The 15,146-nt window shown below is 71.4% G+C and carries 14 protein-coding genes; 2 read left to right on the forward strand and 12 right to left on the reverse strand.

What is annotated here, in order from left to right:
- Positions 1-97: 97 nt before the first annotated feature.
- The 7 genes from J7E97_RS28180 to J7E97_RS28210 all read right to left on the reverse strand — a co-directional run bounded on the left by J7E97_RS28180 (position 98) and on the right by J7E97_RS28210 (position 7,044).
- The gene (locus tag J7E97_RS28180) at positions 98-289 is read right to left on the reverse strand and encodes a hypothetical protein (protein ID WP_215032984.1); all 192 of its coding nucleotides are present in this window, start codon (positions 287-289) and stop codon (positions 98-100) included.
- Between the two features lie 36 nt (positions 290-325).
- On the reverse strand, positions 326-1,150 hold the full coding sequence (locus J7E97_RS28185; protein ID WP_215032987.1) for a shikimate dehydrogenase: 825 nt from the start codon (positions 1,148-1,150) through the stop codon (positions 326-328).
- Positions 1,151-1,156: 6 nt separating this feature from the next.
- On the reverse strand, positions 1,157-2,896 hold the full coding sequence (mltG, locus tag J7E97_RS28190; protein ID WP_374224266.1) for an endolytic transglycosylase MltG: 1,740 nt from the start codon (positions 2,894-2,896) through the stop codon (positions 1,157-1,159).
- Positions 2,897-3,123: 227 nt separating this feature from the next.
- Complete coding sequence (ruvX, locus tag J7E97_RS28195; RefSeq protein ID WP_215032993.1) at positions 3,124-3,594, reverse strand: Holliday junction resolvase RuvX; 471 nt, start codon at positions 3,592-3,594, stop codon at positions 3,124-3,126.
- Complete coding sequence (gene alaS, locus J7E97_RS28200) at positions 3,594-6,263, reverse strand: alanine--tRNA ligase (RefSeq protein ID WP_215032996.1); 2,670 nt, start codon at positions 6,261-6,263, stop codon at positions 3,594-3,596. Before alaS ends, ruvX begins: the two co-directional genes overlap by 1 nt.
- A complete protein-coding gene (locus tag J7E97_RS28205; RefSeq protein ID WP_215032999.1) occupies positions 6,263-6,607 on the reverse strand; it encodes a DUF6167 family protein in 345 nt (114 codons plus the stop codon). Before J7E97_RS28205 ends, alaS begins: the two co-directional genes overlap by 1 nt.
- Positions 6,608-6,615: 8 nt before the next feature.
- Entirely contained in the window at positions 6,616-7,044 is a 429-nt protein-coding gene (locus tag J7E97_RS28210) for a DUF948 domain-containing protein (protein ID WP_308346826.1), read from the reverse strand.
- Between the two features lie 168 nt (positions 7,045-7,212).
- Between J7E97_RS28210 and J7E97_RS28215 the strand changes: the two genes are divergently transcribed.
- Positions 7,213-9,588, forward strand: a complete 2,376-nt coding sequence (locus J7E97_RS28215) for an AAA family ATPase (RefSeq protein WP_251055278.1) — start codon at positions 7,213-7,215, stop codon at positions 9,586-9,588.
- Positions 9,589-9,615: 27 nt separating this feature from the next.
- Here the strand turns inward: J7E97_RS28215 and rpsD are convergent, their stop codons facing one another.
- Positions 9,616-10,227 carry a 30S ribosomal protein S4 gene (gene rpsD / locus J7E97_RS28220; protein ID WP_215033005.1) on the reverse strand — a complete coding sequence of 204 codons (612 nt, stop codon included), beginning with the start codon at positions 10,225-10,227 and terminating at the stop codon, positions 9,616-9,618.
- A gap of 277 nt (positions 10,228-10,504) precedes the next feature.
- On the opposite strand from rpsD, the gene J7E97_RS28225 reads away from it, so the two are divergent.
- Positions 10,505-11,176 carry a DUF2470 domain-containing protein gene (locus J7E97_RS28225; RefSeq protein ID WP_251055279.1) on the forward strand — a complete coding sequence of 224 codons (672 nt, stop codon included), beginning with the start codon at positions 10,505-10,507 and terminating at the stop codon, positions 11,174-11,176.
- Here the strand turns inward: J7E97_RS28225 and J7E97_RS36275 are convergent.
- The 4 genes from J7E97_RS36275 to hisS form a co-directional block, all read right to left on the reverse strand.
- On the reverse strand, positions 11,173-11,475 hold the full coding sequence (locus tag J7E97_RS36275) for an HNH endonuclease family protein (protein WP_251055280.1): 303 nt from the start codon (positions 11,473-11,475) through the stop codon (positions 11,173-11,175). The genes J7E97_RS28225 and J7E97_RS36275 overlap by 4 nt on opposite strands.
- A 222-nt stretch (positions 11,476-11,697) precedes the next feature.
- On the reverse strand, positions 11,698-13,050 hold the full coding sequence (locus J7E97_RS28235) for a replication-associated recombination protein A (protein WP_215033010.1): 1,353 nt from the start codon (positions 13,048-13,050) through the stop codon (positions 11,698-11,700).
- A 52-nt stretch (positions 13,051-13,102) separates the two neighbouring features.
- Positions 13,103-13,723, reverse strand: a complete 621-nt coding sequence (locus J7E97_RS28240) for a vitamin K epoxide reductase family protein (protein WP_215033013.1) — start codon at positions 13,721-13,723, stop codon at positions 13,103-13,105.
- A gap of 159 nt (positions 13,724-13,882) precedes the next feature.
- Positions 13,883-15,142 (reverse strand): histidine--tRNA ligase, encoded by a 1,260-nt coding sequence (gene hisS / locus J7E97_RS28245; RefSeq protein ID WP_215033016.1) that lies wholly within the window; start codon positions 15,140-15,142, stop codon positions 13,883-13,885.
- Positions 15,143-15,146: the final 4 nt, after the last annotated feature.

Consider the following 15,146-nt stretch of genomic DNA (forward strand, 5'->3'; position numbering starts at 1 on the left):
GCGCCTGATCCAGCGACGGCGCGATCGGGTGCGCGGCCCGGACCCGCCTTCACCCGATCCTCCCATGTCCGGGGCGGTACACCGCTCTCCGGTCCAGCTATCGGACGGCGGCCCGCCGCCGGAACCACCACTGGAAGCCCTCCCAGAGGGCCGTGGCGCCCACGAGCCCGCCGATGATCCACTTGGCCCAGCCGGGCAGCGAGCCGAACAGGACGCGCAGGAAGACACCGACCCCGTACACGACGTCCCACCTCGACGCCAGCACCTGATCCGTACCGATCCCGTCCATGCGGCCCCCTCGACCTCGTTCTCCCAGGTGAGAAGCCTAACGGGCGGCCAGCGCCCGCTCTCCGGCGGCCCGCATGGCCGCCAGCGGAGCCGGGGTGCGGCCGGTCATCTGCTCGACTTGGAGCACGGCCTGGTGCACGAGCAGGTCGAGGCCGCCGAGGAGTTTGCCGCCGCGACCGGTCCAGGCCGCCGCGAGGGCGGTCGGCCACGGGTCGTAGAGGACGTCGAAGAGCGTGCCGGGACCCGCGGGCACGGCGGCTGCCAGCTCGTCGGTGGCACCGGCCGGGGTGGTCGCGATGACCAGCGGCGCGGCCAGCGCCTCGGCCGCCCGCGACCAGTCGGCCGTGAGGACGTCCACGCCGAGCCGCTCGCCCCATGCGCGCATCTCGGCGGCGCGGGCCGACGAGCGCACGTACGCGGTCACCTCGCCGGAGCAGATCCGCGCGAGCGCGGCGAGCGCCGAGGAGGCGGTGGCGCCCGCACCGAGGACGGCGGCGGACTCCACCTTCTCCACGCCCTGCTCGCTCAGCGCGGAGATCAGGCCGGGGATGTCGGTGTTGTCGCCGATGCGGCGGCCGTCCTCGGTGAAGACGACCGTGTTGACCGCCTCGACCGAGGCGGCCGTGTCACTGATCCCGTCGAGCAGCGGGATGACCGCCCGCTTGAGCGGCATGGTCAGCGACAGACCGGCCCATTCGGGGCCGAGCCCGGTGAGGAAGTCCGGGAGCCCGGCCTCGTCGATCTCGAAGCGGTCGTACGACCAGTCGCCGAGGCCGAGCTCCCGGTACGCGGCGCGGTGCAGCACCGGTGAGAGGGAGTGCTCGATGGGCGAACCCAGCACCGCGGCCCGTATCCGTGACATGTCCTGCTACCCGCCGTTCTTCTGCTTCTGCCGTTCCTGGAACTCGGCGACCAGCTTGAGGTGCTCGTCGTAGGTCTTGGTGAAGGTCGTCTTGTTGCCGTCGACCGACACGAAGAACATCCAGCCGCCGTGGTCGGGGCTGAGCGTAGCGGTCAGCGCGTCCAGGCCGGGGTTCCCGATCGGGCCGGGCGGCAGCCCCTTGACGTTGTGCGTGTTGTAGGGGTTGACGAACGCCTTGGCTTCCGTGAGGTTGAAGTTGATCTCGCTCTGGTTCTTGGCGTAGTTGTACGTCGAGTCGAACTCGATCTTCCGGTTCGTGACGTCGTTGGTCTTCTTGAGGCGGTTGTAGACCACCTCCGACATCTTCCGGAAGTCGTCGTGGTTCTTGCCCTCGGCGTTGACCAGACTGGCGACCGTGATCACCTGGAGCGGGTTCTCCAGGCCCAGCTCCTTGGCCTTGCCCTCGACCCCGAGCTCCGCGTACTTGTCGGTCGCGTTCTTGACCATCTGCTTGAGCAGGGACTCCGGCGTGCTGTCCTTGGTCAGGTCGTAGCGCATCGGGTACAGGAACCCTTCGAGGGGGTCCATGATCTTCGGGTCGTTGTTCGCCCAGGCCGGCAGGCCGAGGTTCTTGGCCTCGCGGAGGGCGATGTCCTTGGTGGTGCCCGCGGGCTTTTCGAGCTTCCGGTCGATCGCGTCGTAGACCGTGGTGTTGCGCATGCCCTCGGCGATGGTGAGGACGTGCAGCTTGGTGGGGTCGGTCATGACCTCGACCGCCGCGGCGGCGGACATCTTCTTCTTGAGCGGATAGATGCCCGGCTGGATCGACTTCCCCTTGGGGTTGGCGTTCGCGGCGTCCACGAAGGCCTGGGCACTCGCGACCACGCCGGCCTCCTTGAGGATGCGGCCCATCTGGCCCAGGCCCGCGCCCTTGGGGATCTCCACGTCGACCGCCTCGTCGATGCCGGAGCCCGCGAAGTCCTCGGCCGCGCCGAACTTGGCCTTCAGGTAGGTGTAGCCGTAGTAGCCGCCACCGCCGACCACGCCCACGATGACCACGGCCGCGATGAGGCAGGCCATGCCGCTGCGCTTCTTGGGCTTGCCGCCGCGGCCCGGACGGCGTCCGTCGGGGCCGTCGTCGTCCCCGTCGCCGTGGCCGCCGCCGCCCAGGAACGAGTCCTCGGCCTCGTCGGCCGCGTCCTCCTCGATGTCCAGGTGCCGCCGGCCCGGAGGGCGCGGCGGCGGGAAGGCCTCGGGGGTGGCGTACAGGTCGGGCGCCTCGCCGGGGTAACCGCCCACGGGCTGCTGGGCGTACGGATCCGCACCCGCGTAGGGGTCGGCGGCCTGCGCCACGTCGGCGTACTGGTCCGTGGCCTGCGCCACGCCCGCGTACTGGCCCGTGGCCTGCGCCACGCCCGCGTAGTCCTGACCGGCATGGGTCTGGAGGTGGGCCGGGGCCTGGGCCTGGACCTGGTTCATCCCGGTGTCCCAGACCTGGCCGCCGCCGTCGTACGTCTCCTGCTGCGGGTAACCCTGCGGGGCCTGCTGCGCGTACTGCTGCTGCGGGTCCTGCGGGTACTGGTGCCGCTGGTCGTTCGGATACTGCTGCTGGTCGTTCGCGTACTGGTGCTGCTGGTCGTTCGAGTACTCCTGGTACTGCGGGTGCTGCTGGTACTGCTCCTGCTGGTACTGCTGGTCGTACTGCGGCTCCTGCGGATACTGCTGCTGGCCATCGACGTAAGGCATCCCGCCCTGTTGGGCATCGTGCCCGGACCATCCCCGGTCCCCGAACTGAGGGTCCTCGGGATGCCACGGTTCGGGACCAGGGCCCCGGCCATACTCAGTCATCGATCCCCTAGAGCCGCGAGACGAAGGCCACGGCTCCATCTGCCGCGACACTCGGTTCCGCCTCTTCTGGTGCGCGACGGCTGTTCGAATGCCGTCACATCGCGCGGAACGTTACCGCATCGCGATCAGACAACCACTTCGACGCACTCACCGGGAGGATTACCTGATACCCGTTCGGTCTCCAGGGCGTTCTGCAGAATGACCACGGCGGCGGCCTGGTCGATGACCGACCGGCCCTTCTTCGCGTTGCGCCCCGCGGCCCGCAGGCCCTGGGCCGCGGTGACCGTCGTCATCCGTTCGTCCACCAGACGCACCGTCACGGGTTTGATCCCCTTGGCGAGTTCCATGGCGAAGGCACGGCACTTGGCCGCCGCGGGCCCCTCGCGTCCGCTGAGCGAACGCGGCAGGCCCACCACCACCTCGATGGGCTCGTATTCCGCGACGAGCTGCCGCAGCCGCCGGTGGGCGAAGGGGATGTCCCGGCCCGGAACGGTCTCCACCGGCGTGGCCAACACCCCGTCGGGGTCGCACGAGGCGACCCCGATCCGGGCGTCGCCGACGTCGATGGCGAGCCGGCGGCCTCGGCGCAGCGTCATCAGGCGGTCTCGCCCACGAGGCGCTCGACGGCCGCGATGGCCTCGCCGATGGCGGCCGGGTTCTGGCCGCCGCCCTGCGCGACGTCCGGCTTGCCGCCGCCGCCTCCGCCGAGGGTCTTGGCGGCGGCGCGGACCAGGTCACCGGCCTTGAGGCCGCGCTCGCGCGCCGCCTCGTTGGTGGCGATGACGGTCAGCGGGCGCTCGTTCGCCACGGTGAACAGGGCCACGACGACCGGGCGGTCGCCCTGGATGCGGCCGCGGACGTCGAGGACCAGCTTGCGCAGGTCGTCGGCGCCGGTGCCGTCCGGCACCTGGCCGGTCACGACCGCGACGCCGCGTACGTCCTGGGCGCCGGAGGCGAGACCGGCGGCGGCCTGGAGGACCTTCTCCGCGCGGAACTTGTCGATCTCCTTCTCGGCGTCCTTCAGCTTGCCGAGCATGGAGGCGATCTTCTCCGGCAGCTCCTCCGGACGGCCCTTGACCAGCTCCTGGAGCTGGGCGACGACCGTGTGCTCCTTGGCGAGGAAGTTGTACGCGTCCACACCGACGAGGGCTTCGACGCGGCGCACGCCGGAGCCGATGGAGGACTCGCCGAGCAGCTTCACCAGACCCAGCTGGGCGGTGTTGCCGACGTGGGTGCCGCCGCACAGCTCCTTGGAGAAGTCGCCGATGGTGACGACGCGCACGCGCTCGCCGTACTTCTCGCCGAATTCGGCGATGGCGCCCTGCTTCTTCGCCTCGTCGATGCTCATGATCTCGGCGGTCACGTCGAGCTCGCGGGAGAGCACGTCGTTGATCTTCTGCTCGACGTCGGTGAGGACCGAGCCCGGCACGGCGTTCGGCGAACCGAAGTCGAAGCGGAACCGGCCGGGCGAGTTCTCGGAACCCGCCTGGGCGGCCGTCGGGCCGAGCGCGTCGCGCAGCGCCTGGTGCGTCAGGTGCGTGGCCGAGTGGGCGCGGGCGATGGCGCGGCGGCGGTTCACGTCGATGGCGGCGTAGGCGGACGCGCCGACCGTGACCTCGCCGACCTGGACCGAGCCCTTGTGCACGGAGACGCCCGGGACCGGCTGCTGGACGTCGCGGATCTCGATGACGGCGCCGGAGTCGAGCCTGATCCGGCCCTGGTCGGCGAGCTGGCCGCCGCCCTCGGCGTAGAAGGGGGTGCGGTCGAGGACGACCTCGACCTCGTCGCCCTCGGAGGCCGCGGGCGAGGAGACGCCGTTGACCAGGAGCCCGACGATGGTGGACTCGCCCTGGTTGGTGGCGTAGCCGGTGAACTCGGTGGCGCCGGAGCCGTCGGCGATCTCCCGGTACGCGGACATGTCCGCGTGGCCGGTCTTCTTGGCCTTGGCGTCGGCCTTGGCCTGGTCGCGCTGCTGCTGCATCAGGCGGCGGAAGCCGTCCTGGTCCACGGAGAGGCCCTGTTCGGCGGCCATCTCCAGGGTGAGGTCGATCGGGAAGCCCCAGGTGTCGTGGAGCAGGAACGCCTTGTCGCCGGCCAGGACCGTGCCACCGGTGGCCTTGGTCTCGGTGATGGCGGTGTCGAGGATGTTCGTGCCGCCGCGCAGGGCCTTCACGAAGGCGGCCTCTTCGGCGAGCGCGACGGTCTCGATGCGCTTGCGGTCGGTCACGAGCTCCGGGTACTGCAGCCCCATGGTGTCGACCACGACGCCGACGAGCTCCTGGATCACCGGACCGGTGGCGCCCATGAGGCGCATGTTGCGGATGGCGCGGCGCATGATGCGGCGCAGCACGTAGCCGCGGCCCTCGTTGCCCGGGGTGACGCCGTCACCGATGAGCATGGCGGAGGTGCGGATGTGGTCGGCGACCACGCGCAGCGAGACGTCCGTGCCCTGGGCCGCGCCGTACTGCACGCCGGTCAGCTCGGTGGCCTTGTCCATGACCACGCGCAGGGTGTCGGTCTCGTACATGTTCTGTACGCCCTGGAGGATCATGGCGAGGCGCTCGAGGCCGAGGCCCGTGTCGATGTTCTTCGACGGCAGGTCGCCGAGGATCGGGAAGTCTTCCTTCCCGTCGCCGGCGCCGCGCTCGTACTGCATGAAGACCAGGTTCCAGATCTCCACGTAGCGCTCGTCGTTGACGGCGGGGCCGCCCTCGACGCCGAACTCCGGGCCGCGGTCGTAGTTGATCTCGGAGCACGGGCCGCACGGGCCGGGGACGCCCATGGACCAGAAGTTGTCCTTCTTGCCCAGGCGCTGGATGCGCTCGGCCGGGACGCCGATCGTGTCGCGCCAGATGGCCTCGGCCTCGTCGTCGTCGAGGTAGACCGTGATCCAGAGCTTCTCCGGCTCCAGGCCGAAGCCGCCGTCGGCCAGGGAGCCGGTCAGCAGCTCCCAGGCGTACTTGATGGCGCCTTCCTTGAAGTAGTCGCCGAAGGAGAAGTTGCCGCACATCTGGAAGAACGTGCCGTGGCGGGTGGTCTTGCCGACCTCTTCGATGTCCGGCGTACGGACGCACTTCTGCACGCTGGTGAGCGTCGGCGCGGGCGGCTTGACCTCGCCGAGGAAGTACGGCTTGAACGGGACCATGCCCGCGGGCACCAGCAGCAGAGTCGGGTCGTCCGCGATGAGCGACGCCGAAGGGACAACGGTGTGACCGCGCTCCTCGAAGAAGCTCAGCCAGCGGCGGCGGATTTCAGCCGACTCCATCAGTGGTCCTCATTCCGGTTGTACGAAAACTTCGTTCGGTGGGTGGTCTTGTCGTTCTCGATGGCCCGCAGCCGCCGCGGCCCCGGGAGGGCGGTGACGTTGTCGGGCCGATCGGGATCCTGGGTCAGCCCCAGTGCGTCGTTCAGCTCGTCCTCGCGCTGCGTCATTCCCGCCTTGACGTCGAGGGCGAAGTCCTTGAGGCGGTGGCCCGCCTCCAGCGCCTTGTCGGCGGCCTGGGCGGCAAGGCTCTCCGGCGTCAGCTTCTTCAGCTGGCGGTTGACCTTGGTGGTGGCCCACACGCCGGCGGCGGCGCCTGCGGTGAACCAGAAGGCTCGGCGGAACATCGGCGGTCTCAGCCCTTCTGCTTCCGGCGCCGGGGCGTCGGCACCGTACGGCCGACGATCACGGTACGCCGGGTGGTCTTCTGCGGCACCTCGTCCGTCCGGCCCAGCGCCTTGCGGACGCCGTAGCCGAAGGCCGCGATCTTGACGAGCGGACCGCCGAAGGTGGACGCCACGGTGGAGGACAGTGCGGAGGCGTTGGAGGTGACCTCCTGGACGTCGCTCGCGATGGCGTCGACCCGGTCCAGCTGGGTGCGGGCGGAGCGGACGGTGGTGGAGGCGTCCGCGAGGAGCGGGACGGCCTGGTCGGTCACGTCGGCCACCAGCTTGGTGGTCGCCTTGAGCACCTGGGCCAGCCTCACCAGCACCACGGCGAGGAAGGAGACCAGGATGGCCCAGAAGACGGCCACGAGGATCCCGGCCACCTCTCCACCGGACACGTCACACCGCTCTCTACACATTGGTCATCAGGCGAAAAAGTCGTCCTCCGACCCTATCGCGCCGGAGATCCGCCGCAGTACCGGAATTCCGGGGCGCCACCCGTGCCGGGCGGCCGGACCCGGACCGCCTTGTACGCAGCGCATCCGGAGCAGTACCCTCCGTGTCCCATGCGACAGAGACCCGTTCCACGAAGGCTGCCGGGCAATCTTCCCTCGGACCTGAGCGGCTTCGTCGGGCGGGGTGTCGAACTCGCCGAGCTGGGGCGGCTGCTGGACTCCTCGCGGCTGGTCACGGTGACCGGCGCGGGCGGCGTGGGCAAGACCCGGCTGGTGCTGGCGGCGGCCCGGGCGGCCGCGGACGCGGCGGCGGCCCCCGTGGACCCGGCCGATCCGGCGGACACGGCCGGCCCGGCGGACACGGCGGACCCCGTGCAGGAACGCTACTGCGACGGCGTCTGGCTGGCCGAGCTGGCCTCCGTACGGGACCCGGCGCTGCTGGAGCTGACGCTCGCCGAGGCGCTGGGGCTGACCGACCACACCACGCGCCCGCCGCGGACGGTGCTCGCCGAGCACCTGGCCGAGCGGCGGCTGCTGCTGGTCCTGGACGGCTTCGAGCAGCTGGTCGACGAGACCGCCGTGCTGGTACGGGACCTGCTGCGGCGCTGTCCCGGCCTGCGGGTGCTCGCGGCGGGCCGGCGCCCGCTGACCCTCGACGGGGAGCTGTCCTGGCCGCTGGCCCCGCTGGAGCCCGAGGAGGCCCTGGCTCTGCTGGCGGACCGGGCGGTGGCGGCCGACCCGGCCTTCGCGCTGACGGACGCGAACCGGGCGGTGCTGGCCGAGGTGTGCGCCCGGCTCGACGGGCTACCCCTGGCCCTGGAGCTGGCGGCGGGCCGGCTGCGGACCTTGTCCCCGGCGCAGGTGCTGTCCCGGCTGGAGGACCGCTTCGCCCTGCTGACGGGCGGCTCGCGCGGTGCGCTGCCCCGGCACCGGGCGCTGCGCACGGCGATCGGCTGGAGCCACGAGCTGTGCACGGCCCGGGAGCGGCTGCTGTGGGCGCGGCTGTCGGTCTTCGCGGGGCAGTTCGACCTGGACGCCGCCGAATACGTGTGCGCGGGCCCGGACCTGTCGGCGGACTCGGTGCTGGACCTGGTCGGGGAGCTGCTGGGGCAGTCCCTGCTGATCCGGCAGGAGACGCCCGCCGGGGTGCGCTACCGGATGCTGGAGACCGTACGGATCTACGGGGCGGGCTGGCTGGAGTCGCTGGGCGACGCCCGGCGGCTGCGGCGCAGGCACCGGGACTGGTACATGGGCTTGGCGACCTGGTGCGAGCTGGACTGGTTCAGCCCGCGCCAGCAGGAGGTGGCCTCGCTGGTGGAGGCGGAACTGGCCAACCTGCGGCTCGCGCTGGAGTGCTGCCTGGACGAGCCGCAGGAGATCCACCTCGGCCAGTACCTGGCGGGCACCCTCTGGTTCTACTGGGCGGGCTGCGGCCGGCTCGCCGAGGGCCGGCACTGGCTGGACCGGACCCTGGAGGGCGGCCCCGGGCAGGAGCTCGACCTGGGGGCCGACCTGGAAGCCGACCTGCGACTCGGGCTGGGCCTCACCCTCGGTCTCTCCGACGCGTGGGGTCCGGGGCCCGAGCCGGAGCCCCGAGCGGAACAGGAAACGGAATACGTGGGCTCGCGGCTGAAGGCGCTGTGGGTGCTCGGCTACGTCGCGGCCCTGCAGGGCGATTCGGTGGCCTCGATGAGCGCGCTGTACGAGTGCCGGGACGGGGCCGCGATCAGCGGCAACCCGGTGGCGGCGGCGTACGCGGTGCACCGGATGGGCTGCCTGGCGCTGATCTCGGACGACATGACCCGGGCGCGGGAGCTGCTGGGCGGGGCGCTGCAGCGCTACCGGGAGGCGGGGGAGCTCAACAGCAACGTGCTGATGTGCCAGGTGGAGCTGGCGATGGCGATGGCCTTCCAGGGGGAGCTGCCGGGCGCGCTCTCGCTGTGCGAGGAGGTCCGGGACGTCTGCGAGGAGCGCGGGGAGCGCTGGACCAAGGCGTACGCCCTCTACGTGCTCGCGTACGCGGCCCTGGACGCGGGCGCTCCGGCGGAGGCCCGGCGGCTGCTGGCCGAGTGCGTGGCCATCAACCACACGTTCCGCGATCTGGTGGGGCTGGTGCTGGCGGTGGAGCTGCTGGCGCTGGTGACGGTCGTCGAGGGGCATCCGGCGGAGGCCGCCGTGCTCCAGGGCGCGGCGGAGCCGATGTGGGACGGCGTGGGGGTGCAGCTGTTCGGCTCGGGGTACTTCAACGCCCCGCGGCTGATGTGCGAGGAGCGCGCGGGCGAGCTGCTGGGCGCGGAGCGGTACGCGGCCTGCGCGCGGCACGGGCGGACGCTGCCGGTGGACGCGCTGGTGGAGCGTGCCCTGCGGGGGCCGGACCCTGCTCCCGCGCCGACGGGTCCGCTGCCGCGGCCGCGCGGCACGGCCGACCGGCCGGTGGCGAAAAGCAGGAAGCCCGCCGACTCCCCCGAGGGGGAGCCGGCGGGCTGACCAGCCTGTGAGGCTACGGCCGCTGGATCAGCGGGCGTAGTACTCGACGACGAGCTGCTCGTCGCAGATGACCGGAATTTCCTTGCGGTTCGGGTCGCGGTCCAGGCGGAAGGCCAGGGCCTTCAGGTTGACCTGCAGGTAACGGACGGTCTCGCCCTCGCCTGCGTAGCCACCCTCACGGGCAACCTGGAACGGAACCTTCTCGCGGCTGCGCTCGCGCACCGTGATGACGTCGTCCGGACGGACGCGGAACGACGGCTTGTCGACCTTGTCGCCGTTGACCTCGATGTGGCCGTGAACGACCATCTGGCGAGCCTGGTAGATGGTGCGGGCGATGCCCGAACGCAGGACCAGGGCGTCGAGGCGACGCTCGAGCTCGACGACCAGCGCCTCGCCCGTCTTGCCTTCGGCCTTCTTGGCGCGGTCGTACGCGCGGGCCATCTGACGCTCAGAGATGTCGTACTGAGCGCGCAGACGCTGCTTCTCCAGCAGACGAACCTTGTAGTCCGAGTTCTGCTTGCGGCCACGGCCGTGCTCGCCCGGCGGGTAGGGGCGGGCCTCGAAGTACTTGACGGCCTTCGGGGTCAGCGCAATGCCGAGGGCACGCGACTTCTTGACCTTGGGTCGCTTCTGGTTCACGTGGAACCTACCTCCATGTAAGTTAGGTGAGGCTTACCTTATCGAGGAGGACGTAATGTCTCGACCACATGGGATCCCCCTGCCCAGTGCGCATCGAAGTTCAGATCCAAACGAAACAGGATCTGCTTTCGACGACGATAGGCAAGGTCAGCCGCGTCCCAGGGAAGGCGTTCGGCAGCTCACCGGAGCCGAACGCGTACGAACCCTCGTAGAGTCCAACGCCTCAGTATCCCTCACCCTCCCCGGTGCTCTTGACCAGGGGGAGTTCGGAACAGCGATGCCGGCCGCAAGGACCGTCACCCCGGACGGGGACGTGATTCTCCTGGTATCAGGGGAATCCGCGGCTGCCAGGGCAGCCGCTCACGCCCAGGACGACGACCTCACCGCCGTGATCGAGATCACGGATGTGGCGCCGGTGTCCGTGCCCCATCGTATCCGAGGCCGCGCGTGGCTCGCCGGGTGGCTCACGCCGGTGCGCGGAGACGCCGACCGGGCGGCCTGCGCGGCCCTGCTCGCGGAGCGCCACCCGGTCGGCGAGCTCCTCGGAATGTCCGAATCGCTCGCGTCCCCGTACGCCGGCAGGCCCGCGTGGACACTGCTGCGCCTGGAGGTCGGGGAGATCTCGGTCGACGACCTGTGGGGCGCCGGGCACGTGGACCCGGAGCTGCTGGCCTCGGCCGAGCCGGACCCGATGGTCGCGCACGAGACGGAGCTCCTCCAGCACATGGCGGCGTCGCACGGCGAACGGATGAACGACCTCCGCTCCCTGCTCGGCACGCGCGACACCCACGGCCTCACGGCGGTCCCCCTCGCGCTGGACCGGCTCGGCCTGCGGGTGCGCTTCACCCGGGGCGACGCCGCGTTCGACGCCCGCTTCGACTTTCCGGAGCCGGTGGCCGACATCCGCGACCTGCGCCGGGCGATGCGCACGCTGTTCGCGACCCCTTAGGCGGGACAGGTGCCGAGCATCCGCTCCAGCTCCCGCTTCTCGGGCGGGGTCACGGACAGCCCGTACTTCGCCTTGATCCCGGTGTAGCGGCGCGCGTACTCGCACCGGTAGGCCGCCAGCGGCGGCTGCCACTTGTCGGCGGTCTTGCTGCTCTTCTCGTGGTTCGTCTGCTTGTCCACGGCCAGGAGCACGTCGAGATCGTTGGCGTACTCCAGCCTGCGCTGCGCGGTCCACGCGTACGCGCCCCCGCGCCAGGCGGCGCCGAGGGCCACGACGTGGTCTCCCAGTTCTTGCCCCACTCGACGGTCAGCTTCGCCAGCCGCGCCTTCGCGGTCCCCGCGGCGGGCGGGAACCCGGGGCTGGCGAGCGGCACCCGCGCGACCAGGGCCGCGGCGCTGGCGTGCGCCTGCTCGGCGTCGCCGTGGTGGCACCCGCCGAGCAGCAGCGCGGCCGCGAGGGCGATCGGCGGAGCGGGGCGTCCCATGCGACGGAGCCTAGGCCCAGGGCGGGGGCGCGGCGGGTCAGGACCCGCCGCGCAGCCGTTCCCGGACCTTCTCCACCACGTCCGCGTACCGCGCCTCCGCGCCGTAGCGCGTCGGCTCGTAGTACCGCTTGCCGTGGATCTCGTCCGGCGCGTACTGCTGGGCGGCGATCGCGCCGGGCACGTCGTGCGGGTACACGTACCCCACCGCGTGGCCCAGCTTCGCGGCCCCCTTGTAGTGCCCGTCCCGCAGGTGCGCCGGCACCGAGCCGGCCAGGCCCGCGCGGACGTCGGCGAGCGCCGCGCCGATCGCCGTGGTCGCGGTGTTCGACTTCGGGGCCAGGGCCAGCGCGATCGTCACGTGCGACAGGGTCAGCGAGGCCTCCGGGAAGCCGATCATCGCCACCGCCTGGGCCGCGGACACCGCGAGCGGCAGGGCCGTCGGGTCCGCGAGCCCGATGTCCTCGCTCGCCGAGATCATCAGCCGGCGGGCGATGAACCGGGGGTCCTCCCCCGCCTCGATCATCCGCGCCAAATAGTGCAGCGCCGCGTCCACGTCCGAGCCCCGGATGGACTTGATCAGGGCGCTCGCCACGTCGTAGTGCTGGTCGCCGTCCCGGTCGTACTTGACCGCCGCCCGGTCGACCGCCTCCTCCACGGTCTGGAGGGTGATCTCCGGCTCGCCCTTGGCGATCGCCGAGCCCGCGCCCGCTTCCAGCGCCGTCAGCGCGCGCCGCGCGTCGCCGCCCGCGATCCGCAGCAGGTGCTCCTCCGCGTCCTGCGGCAGCGTGACCACGCCGCCCAGGCCCCGCTCCTGCGTCAGGGCCCGCCGCATCAGCGCGCGCAGGTCGTCGTCCGTCAGCGGTTCGAGCGTCAGCAGCAGGGACCGCGAGAGCAGCGGGGAGATGATCGAGAAGTACGGGTTCTCCGTGGTCGCGGCGATCAGGGTGACCCAGCGGTTCTCCACGGCCGGCAGGAGCGAGTCCTGCTGCGCCTTGCTGAAGCGGTGGATCTCGTCGAGGAAGAGGACCGTGTCCTTGCCGTATCCGCCGGCCGCGCGCTTGGCGCCCTCGATGACGGCCCGTACTTCCTTCACGCCCGCCGTGATCGCGGACAGTTCCACGAAGCGCTTCTGGGTCGCCTGGCTGACCACGTACGCCAGGGTGGTCTTCCCGGTGCCGGGCGGGCCCCACAGGATCACCGAGGACGCCCCGGCCGGGCCGCCCGCTCCCTCCCCTACGAGCCGGCGCAGCGGCGCGCCGGGCTTCAGCAGGTGCTGCTGGCCGACGACCTCGTCCAGGGTGCGCGGGCGCATCCGGACGGCGAGCGGAGAACTCGAAGGGTCCTTCGCCTGGCGTTCCTCGGCGGCGGCGGTGAAGAGGTCTGGTTCCACACCGGAAGCCTATGCGAGGCCACCGACAGGACCGGCCGTCGCGCGGGCCGGCTCAGGAGGTCCAGAAGTCCCACCAGCGGGTCAGGATCAGCATCCCGATGATCCCGATGTGCAGGACGGGCAGCACCCAGGTGAACTCGTCGAAGAAGCCGCGCAGCCAGCCGGGGGCCCCCAGCATGCGGCCCCGGACGTTGTGCGAGGTGACGTACCAGAACATGACGATCGTGGCGACCCACGCGAGGCAGCACCACAGGCACAGCGAGTTGATGTTGTAGAGCGACTGGTACATCAGCCAGGTGCAGAATCCGACGCCGAAGAGCATCCCGGCGTTCAGGGTCAGCCAGTACCAGCGCGGGAAGCGGGCCCCCGCGAGCAGGCTCATGCCGACGCAGACCACGATGCCGTAGGCGACCAGGCCCAGCATCGGGTTCGGAAAGCCGAAGGCGGACGCCTGGTCGCTCTTCATGATGTTGCCGCAGGACACGATCGGGTTGAGGCTGCAGCCCGGCGTGAAGTTCGGGTCCTCCAGCAGCTTGAACTTGTCGATCGTGATGACCCAGGCGGCGAGCAGCCCCGCGGCCCCTGTGATCACCAGCAGCAGGGCGAGCGCCCGGCTGCCGCCGACCGCCGTCCGCGGCTCCGCGGTGTCCGTGCCGGTCCCTCGTGTCGTCATCCCGCCCGCTCCACATCTGCAAGGTCAACAAGCACGGGCCATTGTGCCGTACGCGGCCGGCCGCGCACCCGGCTTGCCGTAGCCCTGTCCGCGCGCTCCGAGCGGCGGGGCCGCGTTCCGACCGGCGGGGCCGCGTTCCGGCCCCGCCGGCGGCGAGCGTCAGGCCAGGCGGGCCCGGACGGTGGCGACGACGTCGGCCAGGGCCACCGGGGCCTGCTCGCCGGACTCCATGTCCTTGAGCTGGACCACGCCCTCTTCGAGGTCGCGGTCGCCCGCGACGACCGCGAAGCGCGCACCGCTGCGGTTCGCGTCCTTCATCGCGCCCTTGAGGCCCTTGCCCCCGTAACTGATGTCCGCGGCCACACCGGCCCGCCGGAGCTCGGTCACCAGGCCGAACAGCACCGGCTTCGCCCCGCCCAGCGCCACCGCGAAGACGGAGGTCGCGGCCGGGATGTCCAGCTCGATGCCCTCGGCCTCGAGCGCCAGCACCGTACGGTCCACGCCCAGCGCCCAGCCGACCGAAGGCAGCGCCGGGCCGCCGATCATCTCGGAGAGGCCGTCGTAGCGGCCGCCGCCGCCGACCGCCGACTGCGAGCCCAGACCGTCGTGCACGAACTCGAAGGTGGTCCGCGTGTAGTAGTCCAGCCCGCGCACGAGCTTCTCGTCGTCCTCGAAGACGACCCCGGCCGCCGTCACCAGCGCCCGCACCTCCTCGTGGTACGCCTTGCAGGCGTCGCAGAGGAAGTCCCGCAGCACCGGGGCGCCGACGAGCTGCTTCTGCACGTCCGGCCGCTTGTCGTCGAGGACGCGCAGCGGGTTGATCTCGGCCCGGCGCACCGTCTCCTCGTCGAGGTCGAGCCCGCCCAGGAACGCCTGGAGGGCCTCCCGGTACACCGGGCGGCACTCCTTGTCGCCCAGCGAGTTCAGCAGGATCCGGAAGTCGCGCAGGCCCAGCGAGCGGTACGCCTGGTCGGCCAGGATGATCAGCTCGGCGTCCAGCGCCGGGTCCTCGGCTCCGATGGCCTCGGCGCCCACCTGGGAGAAGTGGCGGTAGCGGCCCTTCTGCGCACGCTCGTAGCGGTAGTACGAGCCGGAGTACCAGAGCTTGACGGGCAGGCCGCCGAGCTTGTGCAGGTTGCCCTGGAGCGCCGCGCGCAGCACGGACGCCGTGCCCTCCGGACGCAGGGCCAGCTCGTCGCCGCCCTTGGTCGTGAGGGTGTACATCTCCTTGCTGACGATGTCGGTGGACTCGCCGACACCGCGCGAGAACAGCTTGACGTCCTCGAAGCCGGGGGTCTCGACGTACCCGTAGCCGGAGTTCTTCAGGGGCGCGGCGATCGCCTCGCGCACCGCCAGGTAGGTGGCGGAGCGGGGCGGCAGCAGGTCGTACGTGCCCTTGGGGGCCTGAAAAGTACTCACGAAA

Origin of the sequence: Streptomyces sp. ISL-66 (genome assembly GCF_018614135.1) — a bacterium.
In the GTDB taxonomy this organism is placed as follows: domain Bacteria; phylum Actinomycetota; class Actinomycetes; order Streptomycetales; family Streptomycetaceae; genus Streptomyces.